General features: G+C 71.1%; 20 protein-coding genes, 1 tRNA gene and 1 pseudogene. 8 read left to right on the top strand and 14 right to left on the bottom strand.

Annotated features, from left to right (window positions below; translation table 11 throughout):
• The first annotated feature begins 95 nt into the window (after positions 1–95).
• Positions 96–1175, top strand: a complete 1080-nt coding sequence (locus tag FXF50_RS13090; RefSeq protein ID WP_148427587.1) for a hypothetical protein — start codon at positions 96–98, stop codon at positions 1173–1175.
• 44 nt (positions 1176–1219) lie between these two features.
• Positions 1220–4339, top strand: a complete 3120-nt coding sequence (locus tag FXF50_RS13085; protein ID WP_148427585.1) for a BTAD domain-containing putative transcriptional regulator — start codon at positions 1220–1222, stop codon at positions 4337–4339.
• A 3-nt stretch (positions 4340–4342) separates the two neighbouring features.
• Here FXF50_RS13085 and FXF50_RS13080 read toward each other — a convergent pair whose 3' ends face one another.
• Genes FXF50_RS13080 through FXF50_RS13070 form a run of 3 tightly spaced genes read right to left on the bottom strand, consistent with a single transcriptional unit; the run spans position 4343 to position 6918 of the window.
• A complete protein-coding gene (locus FXF50_RS13080; RefSeq protein WP_148427583.1) occupies positions 4343–5179 on the bottom strand; it encodes a DUF4097 family beta strand repeat-containing protein in 837 nt (278 codons plus the stop codon).
• 54 nt (positions 5180–5233) lie between these two features.
• Entirely contained in the window at positions 5234–5974 is a 741-nt protein-coding gene (locus FXF50_RS13075) for an ABC transporter permease (protein WP_148427581.1), read from the bottom strand.
• On the bottom strand, positions 5974–6918 hold the full coding sequence (locus tag FXF50_RS13070) for an ATP-binding cassette domain-containing protein (RefSeq protein ID WP_148427579.1): 945 nt from the start codon (positions 6916–6918) through the stop codon (positions 5974–5976). Before FXF50_RS13070 ends, FXF50_RS13075 begins: the two co-directional genes overlap by 1 nt.
• A gap of 138 nt (positions 6919–7056) precedes the next feature.
• On the opposite strand from FXF50_RS13070, the gene FXF50_RS13065 reads away from it, so the two are divergent.
• The gene (locus FXF50_RS13065; RefSeq protein WP_187399648.1) at positions 7057–7353 is read left to right on the top strand and encodes a hypothetical protein; all 297 of its coding nucleotides are present in this window, start codon (positions 7057–7059) and stop codon (positions 7351–7353) included.
• 135 nt (positions 7354–7488) lie between these two features.
• Here FXF50_RS13065 and FXF50_RS13060 read toward each other — a convergent pair whose 3' ends face one another.
• From FXF50_RS13060 to FXF50_RS29310, 3 genes are all read right to left on the bottom strand, one after another.
• Positions 7489–8760 carry a hypothetical protein gene (locus FXF50_RS13060; protein ID WP_148427577.1) on the bottom strand — a complete coding sequence of 424 codons (1272 nt, stop codon included), beginning with the start codon at positions 8758–8760 and terminating at the stop codon, positions 7489–7491.
• Between the two features lie 17 nt (positions 8761–8777).
• A complete protein-coding gene (locus FXF50_RS13055; RefSeq protein WP_148427807.1) occupies positions 8778–9287 on the bottom strand; it encodes a SigE family RNA polymerase sigma factor in 510 nt (169 codons plus the stop codon).
• A gap of 434 nt (positions 9288–9721) precedes the next feature.
• Complete coding sequence (locus FXF50_RS29310; RefSeq protein ID WP_187399647.1) at positions 9722–9895, bottom strand: hypothetical protein; 174 nt, start codon at positions 9893–9895, stop codon at positions 9722–9724.
• Positions 9896–10594: 699 nt separating this feature from the next.
• Between FXF50_RS29310 and FXF50_RS13040 the strand changes: the two genes are divergently transcribed.
• Positions 10595–10819 (top strand): winged helix-turn-helix domain-containing protein, encoded by a 225-nt coding sequence (locus FXF50_RS13040; protein WP_091269831.1) that lies wholly within the window; start codon positions 10595–10597, stop codon positions 10817–10819.
• A 76-nt stretch (positions 10820–10895) separates the two neighbouring features.
• Complete coding sequence (locus FXF50_RS13035; RefSeq protein ID WP_148427573.1) at positions 10896–11405, top strand: hypothetical protein; 510 nt, start codon at positions 10896–10898, stop codon at positions 11403–11405.
• Positions 11406–11512: 107 nt separating this feature from the next.
• Here FXF50_RS13035 and FXF50_RS13030 read toward each other — a convergent pair.
• Positions 11513–11698 (bottom strand): annotated as a pseudogene (locus FXF50_RS13030) (NUDIX hydrolase); the annotation flags it as partial.
• Positions 11699–11974: 276 nt separating this feature from the next.
• A complete protein-coding gene (locus FXF50_RS13025) occupies positions 11975–12373 on the bottom strand; it encodes a hypothetical protein (RefSeq protein ID WP_148427571.1) in 399 nt (132 codons plus the stop codon).
• A 415-nt stretch (positions 12374–12788) separates the two neighbouring features.
• On the opposite strand from FXF50_RS13025, the gene FXF50_RS13020 reads away from it, so the two are divergent.
• The gene (locus tag FXF50_RS13020) at positions 12789–13613 is read left to right on the top strand and encodes an LLM class flavin-dependent oxidoreductase (RefSeq protein ID WP_148427570.1); all 825 of its coding nucleotides are present in this window, start codon (positions 12789–12791) and stop codon (positions 13611–13613) included.
• Between the two features lie 278 nt (positions 13614–13891).
• Here the strand turns inward: FXF50_RS13020 and FXF50_RS13015 are convergent.
• A tRNA-Lys gene (locus tag FXF50_RS13015) sits at positions 13892–13963 on the bottom strand.
• Positions 13964–14091: 128 nt separating this feature from the next.
• Between FXF50_RS13015 and FXF50_RS13010 the strand changes: the two genes are divergently transcribed.
• Positions 14092–14391 (top strand): hypothetical protein, encoded by a 300-nt coding sequence (locus FXF50_RS13010; RefSeq protein ID WP_091315588.1) that lies wholly within the window; start codon positions 14092–14094, stop codon positions 14389–14391.
• Positions 14392–14427: 36 nt separating this feature from the next.
• Positions 14428–15510, top strand: a complete 1083-nt coding sequence (locus FXF50_RS13005; RefSeq protein WP_148427568.1) for an NAD-dependent epimerase/dehydratase family protein — start codon at positions 14428–14430, stop codon at positions 15508–15510.
• Positions 15511–15529: 19 nt separating this feature from the next.
• Here the strand turns inward: FXF50_RS13005 and FXF50_RS13000 are convergent, their stop codons facing one another.
• From FXF50_RS13000 to FXF50_RS12980, 5 genes are all read right to left on the bottom strand, one after another.
• On the bottom strand, positions 15530–16717 hold the full coding sequence (locus FXF50_RS13000; protein ID WP_187399646.1) for a hypothetical protein: 1188 nt from the start codon (positions 16715–16717) through the stop codon (positions 15530–15532).
• An 87-nt stretch (positions 16718–16804) separates the two neighbouring features.
• Entirely contained in the window at positions 16805–17554 is a 750-nt protein-coding gene (locus FXF50_RS12995) for a ZIP family metal transporter (RefSeq protein WP_148427566.1), read from the bottom strand.
• 40 nt (positions 17555–17594) lie between these two features.
• Complete coding sequence (gene eis, locus FXF50_RS12990; RefSeq protein ID WP_148427564.1) at positions 17595–18794, bottom strand: enhanced intracellular survival protein Eis; 1200 nt, start codon at positions 18792–18794, stop codon at positions 17595–17597.
• Positions 18795–18845: 51 nt separating this feature from the next.
• The gene (locus tag FXF50_RS12985; protein ID WP_148427562.1) at positions 18846–19565 is read right to left on the bottom strand and encodes a PP2C family serine/threonine-protein phosphatase; all 720 of its coding nucleotides are present in this window, start codon (positions 19563–19565) and stop codon (positions 18846–18848) included.
• Positions 19566–19658: 93 nt separating this feature from the next.
• Positions 19659–20222 carry a helix-turn-helix domain-containing protein gene (locus tag FXF50_RS12980; RefSeq protein WP_148427560.1) on the bottom strand — a complete coding sequence of 188 codons (564 nt, stop codon included), beginning with the start codon at positions 20220–20222 and terminating at the stop codon, positions 19659–19661.
• Positions 20223–20228: the final 6 nt, after the last annotated feature.

The raw sequence follows: 20228 nt of genomic DNA, 5'->3' as shown, positions 1-20228 counted from the left end.
CCTCCGGCGTTACGCGGCCTCCGGCCCGTTCCGCTCGGGCTGCGCGGTTGATCTCCGCCCCCTGCCCAGCTGTCCGCGTTGCTAGGCTCCGCGCCATGTTTTCGGGCGATGCGGATGCCGACCTGCGACAGTTGGCCGACGACACCACCTTCCCGCACCGCGACGCGGCCCGGCACGCGGTGCGGTTCCGGGCCTCCGGCGACGTGGCGGACCTGGTCGCCGTGCACGACGATCCGCACCCGTGCGGGATGACCGATGTGGTGTTCGCCCTGGCCGGATCGAAGCGGCCCTGGCTCAACTGGGTGCCGATGCCGAGCGAGGCGATCAGCAACATCGCCAACGACTTCGGTGGCCGCCGGGCGCGCGGCGAGCAGCTCGAGGTCACCGGCCTCGGACTGTCGGCCGCGGAGCCGGCCAGCGCCATCACGGCGTGCCGCCGGATCACCGGCCCGGTCGACATCGGCATCGCCGAGTTCCCGCCCCCCGACATCCGCACGCCCGTACGGCCCGGCCGGTACGCGGTCTGGCGGTACGACGGCACCGAGCCGGTGCCCGCCGGGCCGGCGCCGTCGGCCGCCGCGGTGAGCCTGCTGCGGGAGGTCGCGGGGGAGCCGTGGCAGTCGCCGCTCTCGGGGTACGTCAAGGCCGCCCCGCTTGGCGGGCTGCCGCTCGACGACCTGCTCGGGCTGGTCGCGCACCTGCCCGGCCCGCCGGACACCCCACGCTGGCAGCACCTGGCCCGGTCGACGCCGACGTACTGGTACCGGCTCATGCAGCCGTGGGTGTGTCTCGGCATCCTGCACCAGGCCACGGACCAGCCGTGGCCGACCTCGACGCGGCGGGAGGTGCTGGTGGACCTCGCCTTCGGCGTCGAGGACTGGGTCGCCGACGCCGCGCTGTTCGCGCTCGTCACCGCCGCCTACCGCGAACCGGACCTGCGCCCGGAGGTACGCCAGCTCGTCCGTGCCCGGCTCGACGCGGCGGTGGCGGCGAACCGGTTGGTCACCATCGAGGAGTCCCTGGCGAACCTGATGCTCGTCACGCCGGGCTGCCGTGCGGACGACCGGGCGCTGGCGACCGCCGTGCTGGCCCGCGCCGAGCAGGACGACGACGAGGACGAGGAGCCGGCGCCCGCGCCGGTCCCCAAGCGTCGCTGGTGGCAGCGGGGCGGCTAGTAATGCGTTCCGGCGCGGGCGGGCCGTCGTGGGAGGATCAGCGCGTGCAGGTCAGGATGCTCGGACCGTTCGAGGTTCGCACGGACGAGGGCATCCTGGCCGACGTGCCGGGCGCCCGGTTGCGCGCGCTGCTGATCGCCCTGGCGGTCGAGCCCGGCCGGGTCGTGCCGAAGGCGACGCTCATCGACTGGATCTGGGGCGAGAACCCGCCCGCGGATGCCGCGAACGCCCTGCAACGCCTGGCTTCCCGGCTGCGGAAGGCGCTGCCGGGAGGCGTGGTCGAGGGGCAGCCGGGCGGCTACCGACTGGCGGTGGACCCCGACGCCGTCGACGCCCTGCGCTTCGAACGCCTCGTCGGCCGGGCCCGCCAGGAGGAGGGCCTGCCACGGCTCCGGCTGCTGCGCGAGGCCCTCGCCCTGTGGGGCGGCGCCGCCCTGCAGGACGTCGGGTTGGAGAACAGCACGGCGTTCGACGCGGCGGTGACGCGGCTCGACGGGCTGCGCCTGGCTGCGATGGAGGATCGCTTCGACGCGGAGGTCGGTCTCGGCCACGGCGCGGAGGTGGTCGCGGAGCTGACCGACGCGGTGGCCGCCCATCCGCTGCGGGAACCGCTGGTCGCCGCGCTGATGCGCGCGCTCGTGGCGGCCGGCCGCGACGCCGACGCCCTGCTCGCCTACGAACGCACGAGGGAGGCCCTGGCCGACGCGCTGGGTGTCGACCCCTCGCCGGAGCTGTCGGCCCTGCACACCGCGCTGCTGCGCGGCGAACTGGGCCGGCGGGAGGAGAACCGGAAGACCAACGTGCGTGCCGAGCTGACCAGCTTCGTCGGCCGGGACGCGGATGTCGCCGCCGTCCGCGGGCTCATCGCGGAGCATCGGCTGACCACCCTGATCGGTCCCGGCGGCTCGGGCAAGACCAGGCTGGCCACGGAAACCGCGCGCACGATGGCCAGCGACCTGCCCGACGGGGTCTGGCTGGTGGAGCTCGCCGCCATCGGCGCCGACGGTGACGTCGCACAGGCGACGCTCGCGGGGCTCGGTCTCCGGGACGCGCTGCTCGGCTCGGGACCGAGCGCCGACCCGGCGGACGGGCTCATCGCTGCCATCCGCGAGCGGGAGGCGCTGCTCATCCTGGACAACTGCGAGCACGTGATCGAGTCGGCGGCGAGGTTCGCCGACCGGGTGCTCGGGGAGTGCCGGCGGCTGCGGATCCTGGCGACCAGCAGGGAGGCGCTGGGCATCACCGGTGAGGCGCTGTGGTCGGTCGAGCCGCTGGCCGTGCCGACCGACGCCAGCCCAAGTGAAGTCGCGTCCTCGCCGGCCGTCCGCCTGCTGCGCGACCGGGCCGGCGCGGTGCGCAAGGACCTCGGAGCCGACGAACACACCCTGGCGACGATGGCGCGTGTGTGCCGCGCGCTGGACGGGATGCCGCTCGCGATCGAACTGGCCGCCGCCAGGCTGCGCACCATGTCCGTCAACCAGCTCGCCAACCGGCTCGACGACCGGTTCCGTCTGCTGACCAGCGGGAGCCGCACCGCGCTGCCGCGACACAAGACGCTGCGCGCGGTGGTCGACTGGAGCTGGGAGCTGCTCACCGACGCCGAACGGATCGTCCTGCGCCGGCTCTCGGTGTTCACCGGCGGGGCGAGCCTGGACGCGGCCGAGCGGGTCTGCGCCGGCGACGACGTACTCGACCTGCTCACCTCCCTGACCGAGAAGTCGCTGCTGGTCAGCGAGGGCGACAGCGCGCCGCGCTACCGGATGATCAGCACGATCAGGGAGTACGCCGCGGACCGGCTCGCCGAAGCGGGAGAGGAGGACCTGGCTCGTCGGGCGCATCTCGCCTACTTCACCGAGCTGGCCGAGACCGCGGAGCCGCATCTCCGCCGCGCCGAGCAACTGGACTGGCTCGCCACGCTCGAGGCGGAGCACGACAACATCACCGCCGCGATGCGCGGAGCGATCGCCGCCGGTGAGGCGCAGGCGGCGATGCGGCTCGCGGCGGCCACCGGTTGGTACTGGTGGCTCGGCGGGCGCCGGGCCGAAGGCATCGAGCTGATGATCGCGGCCACCCGCGTACCCGGCGAGGTGACCGACGACGTCCGGGCCATGACGTACGGGCTGGTGGTGCTCTTCGTGACCTCCGGGCGCGGCGACGAGCACCAGGGCGCCGAGTGGATCCACAAGGCGTACCGGTTCAGCCAGCAGAGCCGACACCGCAACCCACTGCTGGACCTGGTCGCTCCGCTGGAGCGTATCCTCCAGGCGCCGGAGACCGCCGTGTCCGCGTTCGAGTCGGTGCTGGACAACGAGGACCCCTGGGTACGCGCCCTGGCGCGCTGGCAGACCGGCAAGATGCGGATCATGCTGGGCCAGGGCGGCCGGGACGCGGAGGCCAACCTGGAGCTGGCGCTCGCCGAGTTCCGGGCGCTCGGCGAACGGTTCGGGATCTCACTGGCCCTGGCCGAGCTGGCGGGCCAACTCGCGACGCGCGGTGAGTTCGCGGGCGCGTGCGAGCACTACGAGCAGGCGGTCGCGGTCGTCACCGAGGTCGGCGCCGTCGAGGACGTCATCCGGCTACGGACCCAGCAGGCCCTGCTGTACCGGCTCCAAGGCGATCGGGACTCCAGCGCGGCGGCCATCGCCGAGGCCGAGCGCTGCGCCGAAGGTGTCACCTGGCCGCACGCGTTGGTCGAGCTGGCGCTCGCCAAGGCGGAGCTGGCGCGCCGGGACGGTGACGCCGCGGAGGCACGCCGCCAACTCGGCATCGCGACCGCCGTGCTGGGCGAGGAAGCGGAGCAGCCGCACATCAGCGCGGCCATCCACGACGCGCTCGGCTACCTGGCCGACGATCTCCGTGAGGCCCGTACGCACCGCCTGGCGGCCTGGCAGGCGGCGTCCGAGGCGGGACACCAGTTCCTCCTCGCCCAGATACTCGTCGGTGTCGCCGACCTCGCACTCCGCCGCGACCAGCACGAGCAGGCGGCGCGGCTGCTCGCGGCCAGCGTCGGCGTACGCGGACTGCCGGATCGCGCCCACCCGGACGCGGCCCGGATCGAGCGGGACGCACGGCGTCACCTCGGCGAAGCCCGGTTCGCCGAGGTGACGCAGGAGGGTGCGCGGTCGAGCGCGGGTGAGCTGGTCGAGGTCGCGCTCGCTTCGTGAGGGTCAGCCCGCGACGCGCTGGACGACGATGTCGCCGTGCCGGGTGCGGGCGTGGACGGAGACCGTGCCGTCCGACGGGTCGGGGTTTCCGCCGGTCGAGACGGTGTCCCGCACCGACGCGCGTTCGCTGACGACGTCGATGTGGGCGGCGGCGCTCTCGCTGATGCCGACCTCGATGTTCCCCGAGCCGTTCATCAGCTTCGCCTGACCGTGGGTCATCCGGCCGATCCGGATGGCGCCGCTGGCCGTCGTGGCGGTGACGCTGCCGTCGGCGCGGTCGATGTCGAAGCCGCAGCCGGCGCTGCTCAGCTCCAGGTCGCCGAAGGCGTGGCCGATCCAGGTCTGGCCGCCCGAGTTGGACAGCGCGACAGCGCCCTCGACCTCGCCGACCCGCATCCCGAACGCCCCGCCGTCGATGTCGGCGCGCCCGGCGACGTGGCCGATCGCGACCTCACCGGACGCGATGTTCGCCCGCAGCGCGTCGACCCGGTCGACCTGGACCCGGCCCGACGCCAGGTGCAGCTCGCACCCGCCGAACGCGCCGTCGGCGTGGACCTCCGAGTGGGCGAGGTAGGTGGCCAGGCTGGAGCCGGTGGGCAGGTCGATCGTGATGGCGACCGACCCGTCCTTGTCCCCGGAGACGGTCGTCTTGACCGACAGCCGGCCGTCGGCGAATTCGACAGTGGTCTTCTCGGCCACCTTGACGTCCTTGCGGCTCGCCGGGTCGATCGGTTCGACCAGCACCACGGTGTCGGTCCGGTCGGTCGCGGTGATCCGCACCTGGGCGCCGGCGACCTCCACGGTGGCGGCGATGGGGCCTGGCGTGGCGAAAGTAGGCATGACAACTTCTCCTCGGGTGCGTGTGTTGGGCGGCGGGGCGATGGATCCGGTCGGTCAGGCTCGCTTCTTGAAGGTGGAGAGCGCCCACACGTAGCCGACGAGGGCGATCCCGACGCACCAGGCGACGGCGGCGACCGCGCTGCTCGCGGACGGCGCGCCGGTCAGCAGGTCGCGCAGGGTCTCGATGATCGGGGTGAAGGGCTGGTACTCGGCGAACTGCCGCACGCCCGCCCCCATCGTCTCGGCCGGCACGATCGCGCTGCTCAGGAACGGCAGCATGACCAGCGGCACGGAGGTCAGCCCCGCCGACTCCGGGGTCTTGGCGGCCAGCCCCAGGGCCACGGTGATCCAGCTGGTCGCGAAGGCCACCAGCACGATGAGACCGATCACGCCCAGCCAGTCGGGGAAACTCGGGGCCGGCCGGAACCCCAGCGCGAACGCCACCCCGATGATGGCGGCGATGGCGATCAGGCTGCGGAGCATGCTGGCGGCGACATGGGCGGTCAGTACGGCACTGCGGGAGATGTCCATGACCTTGAAGCGGTTGATGATCCCCTTGGTCATGTCCGAGTTCACGGCCAGCGCGGTGGCGCTCAGCCCATAGCAGATCGTCAACACGATCATGCCGGGCGCGATGTAGTCGATGTACTTGCCGTCGATGTCGAAGGCGCCGCCGATCACGTAGACGAACATCAACATGATGACGATCGGGAACAGGACCCCGTTGAACACCGCGACCGGGTTGCGGAGGGTGTGCTTGAAGTTGCGACCGAGCATGGTCGTGGAGTGGCTCATTACGCGCTCACCTTCGTGCTAGTACGGCCGGTCAGGGCAAGGAAGACGTCGTCGAGATCCGGCGTGTGCACCGAGAACTCCTCGACCTCGATGGAATGGGTGTCGAGCTGCGCCAGCAGGGCGCGCAGTGACCTGGCCCCACCGTCGCTGGGAACCCGCAGGATCAGGTCCTCCTCGTCGTCGCGCGTGGCGTCGGTGAGGACCCGCATCGCGGAGTCGAGTTCGAGGTCACCGGCGAATCGGAGCCGCACGTGACTGCCGGGGATCTGCCGCTTGAGCTCGGCGGGAGTGCCCTGGGCGACCAGCCTGCCCTGGTCGAGCACCGCGATCCGGTCCGCGAGCCGGTCGGCCTCCTCCAGGTACTGCGTGGTCAGGAAGATGGTCACGCCCTCGGCCACCAGCTGGCGGATGATGTCCCACATCGTCCGGCGGCTGCGCGGGTCCAGGCCCGTCGTCGGCTCGTCCAGGAAGATGATCCGCGGCTTGCCGACCAGGGTCATCGCCAGATCCAGCTTCCGGCGCATACCCCCGGAGTAGGTCGCCGCCATCTTCTGCGCCGACTCCGCCAGGTCGAACCGCTCCAGCAGGTCGTCGACCACCAGCTTGCTCTCGCCCGGGCGTAGACCCTTGAGCGCCGCCATCAGTTGCAGGTTCTCGCGGCCGGTCAGCAGGTCGTCCACCGCCGCGAACTGGCCGGTGACCCCGATGGCCGCGCGTACGGCCTTCGTCTCCGTCGCCACGTCGTGGCCGGCGACGCGGACCGTGCCGCCGTCGGCCTTCATCAAGGTGGTCAGCACGTTGACCGTCGTCGTCTTGCCCGCCCCGTTGGGGCCGAGCAGGGAGAAGACCGTGCCCGCGGCGACATCGAGGTCGATGCCGTCGAGAACGACCTTTTCCTTGTACGCCTTCCGCAGCCCCGAGGCCGCGATCGCTGAACTCGTCATGCGGACCACGATCGGCGGCCGGCCTGCCACCCCCCTGACACGCGCCTGACACGACAGCTGACACGGCCGCCGCCCTCTTACTACGAGTTCCGGTTCTTCGGGCAGGACGGCACGGGAGGCCTAGCCGCGTTCTGGCTGGTGCGTCAGAGTGAGCCGATCGAGCAGCAGCCGGTGGTGTTCCTCGGTTCCGAGGGTGAGACGGGCGTCGTGGCCCAGAACCTGTGGGCCTACCTGTGGCTCCTCGCCGGCGGCTTCGGTCCCTGGGAGGCGACGGCATACCCCGACCACGAACACGAGCCCCGCACGGATGCCCGACTCACCGAGATCGCCCAACGCTGGGCGCCGTCGCAGCGCAGGTCGGCGGGTGAGGTCATCACTGCGGCGCGGGAAGAGTTCCCCGGCTTCGACGAGTTGATCGGCTCAATGTGCCGGTAGCCCGCGTGAAGGATGGGTGGCTCGGGCGGTGACCGGCCCATTGCGGCGCCTGCCCGGGCTGGTGGCGACAGCGAGTGGAGGCACTGCCGCCGGGCCCGCCCTGGTCGGGCGGGCCCGGCGCTTCTGGAGCAGCTGTCAGCTGACTCGTTGCCAGGCCTGATTCGTGGCGGAGGGACGGTACGACCACACCTGCACTCCACTGTTGGTCGTGACGGTCACCTGCACGGTCTTCCCGCTGACTTCCGCCTTCTCGATACGCTTGACTCCGTTGGTGCCCGACCGGAGCACCTCCCAGCCGAGCGGGTAGTCCCCGTCCTGCTGGAAGGACTGCAGCGTCTGCGAGGTCTCACCGCTGGGGGACCGCAACGTGAGGATGGCGAACGTCGCTTCCCCGTCGCTGGCGTCGGCGAAGGAAACGCCGCCGATCGTGATCGTGTAGTTGGTCGTGCCCTTGTCGTCGCCGTTGTCCAGGTCGGCTTCGCCGACCCCGTTCACCATCGGCACGCAGTAGACCCGACCGGAACCGTCAGGATTCGCGCGGCCCATGAGCAGGCCGGTGTTGCGGAAGTCGACCTCGTGGAAGTTCTTGGACGGTGCCTTGAAGGTGGTCGGACCGCTCACCTGGCGGAAGACACCATCCCGGAACGCGTAGCCCCGCACCTGTCGGTCGCAGGCCGGCCACCCGTTGGTCTGGTACGGGCCGTAGACGGCGAGCCGGACGACGCCGTCATCGACCGTGATGGCCTCGCGGGAGAACGTCGCGGCCACGTTGGGGGTGTCCGCCGAGTTGATCACGTATCCCATCGGTGTCAGTGCACCGTCCGAGGCGACCTTCAGCGCCAGCAACTGGGTGACGTTCACCGACCCGTCGTTCTGGCATCGGATGGTGGTGAGTTCCTCGTCGCCTGGCACGCCATCGAGGTCGGCCCTGATCGGAGCCAACTCCCCGATGACCAGTTTCGTGCCCTCCGCGGGCGTCGTCGTCCCGTTGACAAACGTCCTCGTCCCCTTCGCCCTGCACCCGTCTTCCATGCCAGGAAAGGCCGGGAGGGTGAGGGTGGCATTGCGCGGATCGGCCACCGTCGGAGCCGACGACGCTGGAGCCGACGACGGCGAAGCCGACGACGGGGCGAGCGAGGGAGTCGGATTGGCCGATACGACAGGGCTGGCGGATCCGATCAGATTCGGTGGCGAGTTGTTGCCCCGTGGACTGGCGGCGTAGGCAGCGATCGGCACGGCGATCAGTAGCGCACCGGCCACGCTGAATGCCGTGAGGCGGACTCTCCGCCGGACCGCAACCGTGTGGCGGACTGCGGGGGCGCCCGGCGCCGGCAGGTAGGAGGAGCGCTCCACCGCATCGAATTCGGCGAGCGCGTCGTTGAGGAGGTTGTCGAAGTTCTCGGACATGAGATTTTCCTTTCCGGTCATCCCTGGAGGTGCTCAGCGAGGGCGGTTCTCCCGCGGCTGAGCCAACTTTTGACGGTGCCCTCGGCCACGTCTTCCTGCAGAGCGATTTCCGCGACGGACAACTGGCCCAGGTAGTGCAGGACGACGGCCTTGCGAAGCTTCGGCGGTATCTTGGATAAGGCCGCGACCAGCGCAACCCGATCCGGTGACGGGCCGTCGTGGTGCTCTTCACGCTGGCGGCGCAGGAACATCGCGGATGTCTTCTGCCGCCGGAGCCTGCTGGTGGCGAGATTCCATGCGACCCGACGCACCCAGGCATAAGGGTCTTCGTATTTTCTGATCCTGGCCCACCTCGTGTAAGCGCGGCAGAATGCCTCCTGGACCAGGTCCTGTGCCTCTGCTCGGTCACCCAGGTACGCGTAGAGCTGCGACCGGAGGACATCGAACTTCGCCGCATAGAACTCGTCGAAATCGCGCTGGCCGTCTGTTGTCGAGGCTCGAGGTGCGGCCGCGGCTGCGGTCATCACTGCGGTCACGTTTCCTTCCTCCCGTGGTGCCACCCTCGTGGGCGGGCAGCACGAACACGTACGGGCACTCCCGTCGGTTGCAGAGATCTTTTCTGGTGCCGCCTGCGCTCCGGCGGCATGGTGGGCAGCAGTCTCGGCGGGCGGCGTGTCAAGCAGTCCCGGCCGAGTGATCTCGCCGGCTCGTCGGCTGCGGGATGGCCCGGCGGCGCTACGGCCGCACTTCTGCTGTACGAGCCGTGCTGACAAATACAGCGGCCCTACAAGGGCCGCTGAGCTGCAACAGAGTGGGCCGCCAGGGACTTGAACCCTGAACCTATGGATTGCCGGCGAGCCGGCCGAATCGGGTGCGGTACGAGGTCATCCGGGCTGCTGGCATGCTTCTCGGCCTGGCTCGGCTGGCACGGTTGCTGTACTTCGCTGCTGTACTGCTGGCATCAGACGAGGCGCTTGATGCGGACCTTCGGGCGCTCGTTCCTGAGATGGCCTTGCTTGTGCTGGCGGACCTGCTCGTCCCAGACCTCCTGGTCGTAGTCGGGGTCCGGTGGGATCCACTTGTGGGAGCCGTCGGTGTAGTGGAACTTCTCGTCGCCAGGTCGCAGGATGCTCATCGGGTCCAGCCGAGGAAGCGGTGGTGCAGGTGGCCGGCGGGGACGTGGGCCAGGTCCTGGGCGGCGTCGACGAGTTGCGCCGCCAGGTAGAAGGCCAGCGACACGGGGGCGCCGTCGTACTCGGCTCGCAGCTCCCGCCTTCGGGTCTGGCATGGCCAGTCGGCACCACAACCGCCGCAGTTCCAAGCCGGTGTGATCGGGAGGTGGGTCGTCATCGCGGCCCGTCCTGGCTCGGCCAGTGGCCGCGGTTGATCGGGATGGGATGACGGCTACGGCACGGCAGGTCGCTTCCGCAGCGGCAGATGCGCCGCCAGTGCTGCCATGACCACACGGGGCGGTGCCGGCGGGCGAGGGTGAGCGCCACCGCCCAGACGTACTCGTCGTAGGAGACGCGCCGCCGGCTGTTGTCCTGCCTCTGTTGGTACCCGGTATCCGGCACCGCACCTGCGGTCGCGTCAGTTGCATCGCTCGGTCTGGTCACCGTGCCTCCCGCCGACGCTTGCGGACCCGTGGGCACCCGGTCAGCCGTGTCCGGAGACAGGGCACCCACGGCAGGACGACCCGGCCGCCAAGCTGGGTAGCCCCACGAGCAACTTAGGACGCAATGTGCGCAGGGTCAACAGCTACGACACATAGCGTTGTAAGTCGAGTCCGCGATGTGGTCTGCTTGCACCAGCCGCCAAGCTGGGAGCACCACCTATGTCTGAAGCTGCCTACCTACAGGTCGCCCGGGATATCCGCGAGCAGGTCAGCTCCGGCCAGTTGAAGCCGGGCGACAAGCTGCCGTCGTTCGCTGCCCTCTGCGAGCACTACAAGGTCAGCAACACGGTCATCCGTGCTGCCATGCTCCTGCTCAAAGCCGAGGGCTTGATCGACGGCCGGCAGGGCAAGGGCGTCTACGTCGCCAACCCGCTTCCCCGGTAGGCCGAGGTCGCCCTTCCTGAGACGCCTCGAAGGGCAGGTCGGTCGGTATGTCGCTGCTAGTCTCGCGGGCGGGCTGATGACACGCTGCTTCGGTGACCGGGCCGCTTTCGCTATCGAGGTAGGCGAGATCCAGCCGCCCTCATTTCGCGTTGTCGACTTGTGGGTGGCTGGCAAACGGCTGACCACCGACGACAACTCGGTCTTTGTTCCGTTCTTCGCCTCCGCCCTGAGGTCGAGCGCCGCACAGGTGCGTCGACGTGACATCAAGCCCTGCCCGTTCCCGGGGCACACCCCAGAGGAGATCTTCCGGCTGCTTCAGGGGGATGACACGGAGTTCCGGGAGCAGTTCTGGTTCATGCAGTGGGGTGAGACCGTCGACAACCTTTCCAGGTACGCCTACCTCGAAGACGACCTAGTGATCGTCTTTGCGTTCTGGCGGGCAGGCCATCCCGTTCCGGGGGACCTGGGCAAAGTCTTCACCGCCAGAATCCCGCCGGACGAGTTTGCCTCCGTCGTCGAGGAAGCGGCCGACCTTCTGGACGCGCGGTCCATCGGCTCGCCATCCCGCCACCAGCGGGAACGGTGACTGGCGCCTGACTACAACGCGTCTCGGGCTGCCACCGTTGATGGCTGATCCCACGACGTTCGCAGTGTCTTATGACCGGTGTGTGCCCCACACCGCCAGCGGCCGGCGCGCTCCTGCCCGTCAAGGACAGCGACCATGGCCGATCGGGGTGCCCGGATCACGTACTGCTCGAAGCGGCCTCCGTCCGGCAACTCCACATCGGCGACGCTCAACCGTGCCCGCCGGCTCCCGTCCAGCATCCGTTCGCCGTGAATCGTCCATCGCGTCAACCCGGCAACCTGCTCCTCCGTCACCTGGCCAGTATCCGACCACCGCTGGCGAAGCAACCAGCACAGTCACCGGTGGCTCCCTCGGCGACGGCAGCCTGACGCCTCGCTTACAAGGCGCTTTCGGCGGAGGTCGCCGCGTCCGCTGAGGTCCAAAGGGTTCGGCTCCGAGGCGGGGTCCGTCCGCACTTGTCCGGCCCGGGCCGCCACCGTTGATGTCAACCGCTGATGTCAGGTCGCCGCTGCTGCGGGCATCCTGTTCGCTACTGAATGACTGGGCAGGCGGGCCGAGACTGCCACTTGCTAATCGATCGATCGAGTCACTGACCGCCAAGCGTCTAACGCCCACGCGAGGTCGGTGGTGTCTGCGCTCATGAAGACTGTTTCCAAGTACATCGCGCCGATGAAGGTGTAGCCGTAGAGGGTGTACTTGGTATCGCCGTTCTGGCGGTAGAGCCAGGCGGCGCGATGACCCACGCCGTTGCGGCCGCCCTCACCCACCTTGCCGGTTGGGTCCGGCGGAAGCGCGGCATCGAGCGAGGCGATAATGTCGGCCCCGTCGGCGCAGCGCCATTGGTCTCCAGGGGCGACGCGCATCGTCCGACCCGGCGCGCGCCACGTTGTGACACCGGACGTGGTGCCCTCCGCGTTCCAAGGACCGCACAGCTCGATCGACCAACCATCGCCCAGCGACCTTCGCATGCCTCAAGTGTGAAGAGGGACATGCATCCCCGTCGACCGACCAGTTGCACGTGGGCAGCGACCTCTTCGTCCCGAACGCGGCTAGGCACGCTTTCCAAGTCTGCTCGTCCCCGTACGCGCTTCACCGGGTCGGTTCGCTACCAAGGCGAACCCCACCAGTCGTTCTTCTACGGTCGCGCCCGCACGGTCACGAACGAGACGACAAGTGAGACGAAGGCAGGAGGGTGGCGTCGCTGCTCGACCTCAGCTCTCATGGGATGCCTGTCAGCGCTGCTGTCGGCGGCCCCGCCCGATCTCCTCAGACCGTCGCCCAGCGACGGCCGGGTCCGACTTCTCGCCGCTTGCCCACGGCTGTCGCGAACTGCGGGACCATGACGACTGTCGGTGACATCGACAGTTGGCTAGGGTTACGCAAGTGCCTCGATACGCTGTTGGCCTGCCGAATGTCGGACCCTTCGCCGATGCCCGGTTACTCGTGGACATGGCCGTCGCGGCCGAGGAGCAGGGCTGGGACGGGGTCTTCTTGTGGGATCACGTGCTCCATCACCAGGCGGACTGGCCCGTGATGAATTCGGTGGTCGTCGCCTCCGCGATGGCGGCCCGAACGTCGCGTATCCGGCTCGGCGTACTCATGATGGCGTTACCCAGACGTCGGGTGCAGACCGTCGCTCGGGAGACCGTCACCCTGGACACTCTCTCCGGCGGGCGGCTCGTCTTCGGGGCGGGTATCGGCTCGATGGATAGCGAGTACGCCGCCTTCGGGGAGGATCCCGACCTGCGAAGCCGCGGTAGACGCCTGGACGAGTCCTTGAATCAGCTCACAGACCTGTGGTCGGGCCAGGAAGTGCCCATGCCCTCCGGCGGGCGGGTACGGATGCTGCCGACACCTGTACAACGGCCGCGCATACCGGTCTGGTGTGCTGGCCGATGGCCCAACCGGCCGGGCTTTCGACGTTCTGCCCGCTGGGACGGGATCGTAGCGACGTTCGTCGACGCGGGCAGGACGGTTCCCGTGCCGCTCGAGGACTTCGCCGCCGCGGTACAGTTCGTCGCCTCACAGCGGGGGTCGCTGGACGGGTTCGACGTCGGGCTAGAGGGCTGGACTTCCCCGGACAACGCCGCCGAGATCATCGCACCGTACGCCGCCGTCGGGCTCACCTGGTGGATCGAAGCCATGGGCTGGTGGCGCGGCGGGAGAGACGACGCATGGCAGCGCATCCTCGCTGGCCCGCCTGCCTGAATCCCGACATCGGCGTCTCGGCCCCTCAGTTCACCAACTACAGGTAACGAAGCCACGGCCGGCCTGGTCCTCGTGCCGGCCACGCCTGCCACCCGGGCAGACGTCGTCACCATTGGTCGACGTTGGTCATTCACGAATCGAGTCCGACGGCCTGGACCCGGTCCTCGTCGACCCGCCCGTGCCAGTGCCCCCGGCCGTTCTGGCGGTTGGTCCACTGCTGTACCGGCCCCGATCATGGCAACAGCGGCCCCGGACGGGACCGCTGACCTGCGGAGGAGTGGGCCGCCAGGGACTCGAACCCTGAACCTATGGATTAAAAGTCCACAGCTCTGCCATTGAGCTAGCGGCCCGTCCGCCCAGGCTACCGGAACCCGCCCGCGCGGGGCTTCCGGCTTCCGCCACCTGTCGATCTTCAGACTCGCGCAGCACTGCGGCCGACGGGGCATGACGGCGCTCCCGGTGGGGAACCGGAACAGACATGAAGGTCAGCACCACCGCCGCCGTGGCGGCGTCGAGCGAGGTGGCCGGGGACGACGGCGTACGCCGGCCCGGTGGCGAGGTGCACGCCTGGTTGCCGGGCCAGAACCAGACGGTCTGCGGGCTGCAGTTGAGCCGTACCCGGCTGCGCCGCTTCCCGCACGTGCCGTTCGACTACTCGGACACCGACGTGCTCACCGAGGCCGACCCGGAGGGCTACGTCTGCCCGCGCTGCCTGGCCGCCACCCAGGGCCGCCGCGAGGGGGAGAAGGGCTGGGTGCGTACCAACCCCCGTCCGTGAGCGGTTGCTGTTCACTTCAGTGGGTACGGCACCGGTATGCGCATCGTGATCGTGGGGGCGACCGGCAACGTGGGGACGGCGCTGCTGCGCCGGCTGCGGCGGGAGTCCGGGGCGGAGCTGGTCGGGGTGGCCCGCCGGATGCCCGGGCCGGAGGCCGGGGAGCCGTACGACAAGGTGGAGTGGCACTCCTGCGACATCGGGGCGGCGGACGCGGTCGAGAAGCTGGCGGCGGCCTTCGCGGGGGCGCGGGCCGTGGTGCACCTGGCCTGGCAGATCCAGCCCAGCCACGACCAGCGCACGCTGCACCGGACCAACGTCGGCGGCAGCCGCGCGGTGATCGAGGCCGCCGTCCGGGCCGGCGTTCCCGCCCTGGTGTACGCCTCGTCGGTCGGCACCTACGCGCCCGGCCCGAAGGACCATCCGGTGAGCGAGAACTGGCCGGCGACCGGGGTGGAGACGTCGTCGTACAGCCGGGACAAGGCCGAGGTGGAGGCGTTGCTGGACGGGTTGCAGCGGGAGCGCCCGGAGCTGCGGGTGGTGCGGCTGCGCCCGGGGCTGACCTTCCAGCGGGACGCCGGCACGGAGATCCGGCGCTACTTCCTCGGCCCGCTGGCGCCGGTCCGGCTGCTCCGGTACGGCCGGATCCCGCTGGTGCCGACGAACCGGCGGCTGCGCATGCAGGCGGTGCACGCCGACGACGTGGCCGACGCGTACGCCCGGGCCGTGCTGGGTGATGCGCACGGCGCCTTCAACGTCGCCGCGGACCCGGTGCTGACCCCGGAGCTGGTGGCCCGGCACTTCCACGGCTGGACGGTGCCGGTGGCCACCCCGGTGCTGCGCGCGGCGGCGGCGCTGACCTGGCGCGCGCGGCTGCAACCGGTCGACACGGGCTGGGTCGACCTGGCCCTGAACGCCCCACTCATGTCGAGCGAGCGCGCCGAGAAGGAACTGGGCTGGACGCCGGCGGTCGACAGCGTGACGGCCCTGAAGGAGCTGTTCGACGGCATGTCCAGCCGCACCGGAACCACGTCCCCACCGATGTCAGCGAACCCGATGCTCCCCGGCCGCCCCACCGCCCTCCTGAAGGCCCGCCTCCCCGGCCACCCCAACCCCTACTGACGCCGCGAGGCGGGCGTCGTCAGCGCGAGAGGCGGGAGCCGGTCACCGTGGGTGGGTGGGCGCCCAGGAAGAAGATGCCGGGGTAGCCCCGTGTCTCGAAGCCCTTGCTCGGGTTGCGGCGGAGGGTCGACGTCTCGATGCGGAGGGTGCCGGTGCGGTTGTTGCTGACGAAGAAGATGGCGCCGCCGCCCTCGTTGGCCGTGTTGTTCTCGATGATCGTGCCGGCGACGCGGACGGTGAACTCGTTGCCGTCGCAGTAGATCGCGCCGCCGCTGCCGCCGCCGGGGGTGCCGGACCGGGCCGGGTTCGCGCCGCTGCCGACCGCCCGGTTGTCGCGGAAGACGCTGTTCAGCACGGTCCAGGAGACGCCGATGCTGCTGGTCGCCGCCCCGTTCGCGCAGACGCCGCCGGTGAAGCTGCTGTTCACCACGTAGACCGGTTTGTTCTCGTACTGGCTGAGCACCCGCAGCGCCGCGCCGCCCAGGTCTTGGCCGGTCCGGTCGCAGCGGTTGTCCACGAAGCGCGTGTTGACCACCTTGAACCGCCCGCCGCGTACGAAGATCGCGCCGCCCCCGCCTCCCTCGGTGCGGTCGCCGGTGGAGTTGCCGTCGGCGAAGGTCAAGTTCTGCACGGTGAGCTGCGGGTGGTCCTGGTTCTGGCAGTGCGAGGTGGTCCAGCCCTGGGCCTGGTCGCAGGTGTTCTGGTAGAGGATCCGGCGCTGGCCGTCGCCGCTCAGGGTGACCTTGCCGCCGCCGTCCAGCACGACCCGCGGGCCGTGCGAGTTGACCACCTTCGCGGTCGCCTTCATCCGGATGGTCACCGGGGCCGGGCCGCAGTCGAAGGTGATGATCCCGCCGGCCGCCACGGCCTTCACCACGGCCTCGGAGGTGCAACTCGCCGGGGTGCCGGCGCCGACCGTACGGGTGGGGCGCGAGGTGTCCACCGCCCGCGCCTCGGCCGGCACGGCGGCGTGCCCGTCCGGGTTGCCGGCCCGGAACGCCACCGTCGACGGGGTGGCGCTGGGCTTGGCGCTGCCGAGACCGGCGCGCGCGCTCGGGTCAGCGGTCGCGGGCGGCGTCGGGCCGGCGGCGGTGCCGGTGGCCGCGGTCGGCGCGGGCGAGCCCGCCGGCTGGTCACCTCCGCAGGCGGGCAGGGTCGCGGTGGCGACACCGAGGACCAGGAGGGCGACAGCGGACTTCACGCGCACCGGACGATGCTAGGAGCGCCGGCCGCCCCGGCACGACTCGGCGGGAAATCCTTAACCCGGGGCTAAGCCGGCCCCGGGCTAGGCCGGTCAGGCGTGGGACAGCGCGAACGCGACCAGGAAGCCGAGCACGGTGATCAGGCCGACCAGCAGGTGGGCGTCCTCGAACGCCTCCGGGACCATGGTGTCGGTGATCATCGCGAGGATCGCGCCGGCCGCGAGCGCCGTGATGGTGGCCAGCACCTCGGGCGGGGCGCCGCCGAGCAGCGTGTAGCCGACCAGCGCCGCCGCGCCGGAGACCAGGGCGATGGCCGTCCAGAGCAGGAAGACGTAGCGCCGGGTGCGGCCCGCCTGGCGCATGCCGGCCGCGCTGGACAGCCCCTCCGGCACGTTGCTGAGGAAGACCGCGATGACCGTGACCAGGCTGACCGGGCCGCCGGCCAGCAGGCTCGCGCCGATCACCACCGACTCCGGTACGCCGTCCAGCAGCGCGCCCACCGCGATGGCCGTGCCCGAGCCGGGCTGTTCCTGCTCGGAGGGCTGCTCGTCGCCGGAGCGCTTGCGGTGCCGCGCCCCGCGACGGGCCAGCAGGATGTTCGCCCCGGTGTACGCGAGCGCGCCGAACGTCGCGCCGATCACCACCGGCCTCAGCCCGCCCTGCTCGTGCGCCTCGGCGATCAGCTCGAACGAGACCGCGGAGAGCAGCACCCCCGCGCCGAACGCCATGACCGAGGCGATCACCCGGCGCGGCACCCGCGCGAAGAACCCGACGAGCGCACCGATCAGCAGGGCCGACCCGGCCAGCAGACCCCAGAATCCCGCTTCCAACCACTCCGGCACGCGCAGGACCCTACCCCCGGGCCGAAAACGGAAAACGGGTTCAGAAGTCGGCGAACAGGTAGGGCAGCTCCCCGGGGAAGATCCGGCGCAGCTCGGCGGCGGCGTCCACCGGCACCTCACCGAGCCCCCGCACAGCGACCTCGGCGGGGTCGAGCACCCCGTACGCCAGGGCGGAGAGTCCGGCGGCGGTGAGCCGCGCGGCCGGCACGCTGCCCACGGCGGCGGCGTCCCCGGGGAGCACCTCCAGCGTGCCGGTGGCGCCGTCGAGCAGGTGGGTGCCGGCCAGCCAGCGGTCGCCGACCAGCTCGACGACGACCCGGCCGGTGCCGACCGGCTGGTCGGCGAGCGCGTCCAGGCTGAGCAGCCGGGCCATGGGGGCGGGCGAGCCGGGCCGGGACACCCGTGCCTCGACGTGCACGGCGAGGTCGGTGAGCCACAGCTCGGGCAGCTCGTCGGCGGGCAGTTCGACGCTGATCCGCTCCACCTGGTCGACGTGCCGGGCGAAGAACTGGAGCAGCGACGCCCGGGCGTACGGGTCGTCGGCCAGCAGGTCGTCGGCGACCAACGTGCCGCCGTGGTCGTCGATCCGGTAGGTGACCGCGCCGACCGTCGCGCCGTCCCGGACGGCGGTGAGCAGCCAGCGGTCGTCCCGGTCGCGCAGCCCGACCGCCCGGAAGTCCGGGAAGACCGCGAACCCGTGCCGCTCGCGCAGGCAGCGTTCGGTGTACGCCCGCCACCGGTCGTAGCCGGCGCCGACCCGCTCCCAGACCACCTCGCCGGGCAGGTCGGCGCGGAGCAGCGGCGCCAGGTCCGCCGGGGCGAAGACCGCGGTGCGCCGGCGGGGCAGCCCGACGTAGCCGAAGCGCTCGTAGAACGAGGCGCGGAACGGGTAGAGCGCGGTCAGCGGGTGCCCCTCGTCTCGCATCTCGTCGAGGAGCCGGTCCAGCAGCGCGCGCACGTGCCCGCGCCGGCGGGCCAGCGGGTGGGTGGCCACCCCGGCGACGCCGGCCATGGGCAGCACGGCGCCGCGCAGGTTCTGCCGCATCGGCACCGCGGACACGGCGGCCGTGGTGACCCCGTCCTCCTCGACCACCAGCGTCCGGTTGCCCGCGTTGTACGGCAGGTACGCGCGGAACTCCTCGGTCCGCGTCGCCGCGATCGGCGATGTCTCGAAGGCGTACGCCTGGAGCGGGAAGCTGGTGGTCAGGCGTTCCTCGGCGGCCAACCGGCGAATGCGCATCCGTTCATCCCAACCCGACCCACCGGGTGGCGCAACCGGAATCGGGCGGGCTCAGGCCTCGGAGACGTCGGAGACCACCACGGTGACGTTGTCCGGCGCGCCGGCCTGGTGGGCGAGCTTCACCAGTTGCTCGCCGCACTGCTGCCGGTCGCCGTAGGTGGCCAGCGCCGAGGCGATGGCGGTGTCCTCCACGTAGTCGGAGAGGCCGTCGCTGCACAGCAGCAGCCGGTCGCCGGCGAACACGGTGAGCACCCCGACGGCCGGCGGCGCGTCCGAGCCCTGCACCGCCCGGGTGACCAGGGAGCGCTGCGGGTGGTGGCGGGCCTGGTCGGGGGAGAGCGCGCCCTGGTCGACCAGCGCCTGCACGAAGGTGTCGTCCCGGGTGAGCTGGCTCAGCTCGTTGTCCCGCAGCAGGTAGCACCGGGAGTCGCCGACCTGCGCGAGGACCAGGGTGTCGCCGGCGAGCAGGCCGGCGGTGAGGGTGGTGCCCATGCCGTCACGTGCCGGGTCGACCGTGATGGCGGCGCGGATCCGCTGGTTCGCGGTGCTCACCACGGCGCGCAGCGCGTCGGCGGCCTCGTCCGGCACGGTCGGCGGGGTCAGCTCGTCGAGGATGCGGATGACGATCTCGCTGGCCACCTCGCCGGCGGGGAGCCCGCCCATGCCGTCGGCCACCGCCACCAGGCGGTCGCCGGCGAGGGCGGAGTCCTCGTTGTTGGTCCGGACGAGGCCGACGTCGTTCAGGATGGCCGAGCGGAGGATGAGCGTCATGGGGACAAGCTTGCCAAGAACACCCGCCCCGCGTCTCTACGCACTGCTGGGTCTGCTGAAAGAAATGTCGCCGGCTTGCACACGGGGTATGTATCACGCATTCACTGTGGTCACTCGCGGATAGCGCAGGAGCAGGCTCGCCCGGACCACCTCGTCGCCGACGGCGGCGTAGCTGTGCGGCACGTCGGAGACCCAGCGCAGGTACTCGCCCGGGCCGGCGGTCAGCGGGGCGTCCACGGGGCCGGCGCGGAGCACGCCGGAGAAGACGGTCACGTGTTCGGTGACGCCGGCCTGGTGCGCCGGGGAGAGCTGCGGGGGCCCGGGGCTGACCCGCATCCGGTACAGCTCGTAGGTGGCGTCGGTGTCGCTGAAGACCTCCAGCAGCGTGGCCCCCACGGCGGCGCCGCGTACGGTCGGCGTCTCCGCCGGCCCGGAGAGCACGGCGGTGAGCGGCACGCCGAGCTGGGCGGTGATCGCGTACAGGGTCTCCAGGGTGGGGTTGCGGGTGCCGTTCTCCAGCCCGGAGAGGGTGGCCTTCCCGACGCCGGCGAGGCGGGCGAGCGTGGACAGGGACATCTCCCGCTCCTCGCGGAGGGCGCGGATGCGCCGGCCGACGGCTTCCGCGGTCCGGTCACCGGCTGGTGGGGCAGCTGCCATGGGGCT

This window comes from Micromonospora sp. AP08, from assembly GCF_008085935.1.
GTDB classification, from domain to species: Bacteria; Actinomycetota; Actinomycetes; order Mycobacteriales; family Micromonosporaceae; genus Micromonospora; species Micromonospora chersina.
This window is presented reverse-complemented; position numbering and strand designations above follow the sequence as displayed.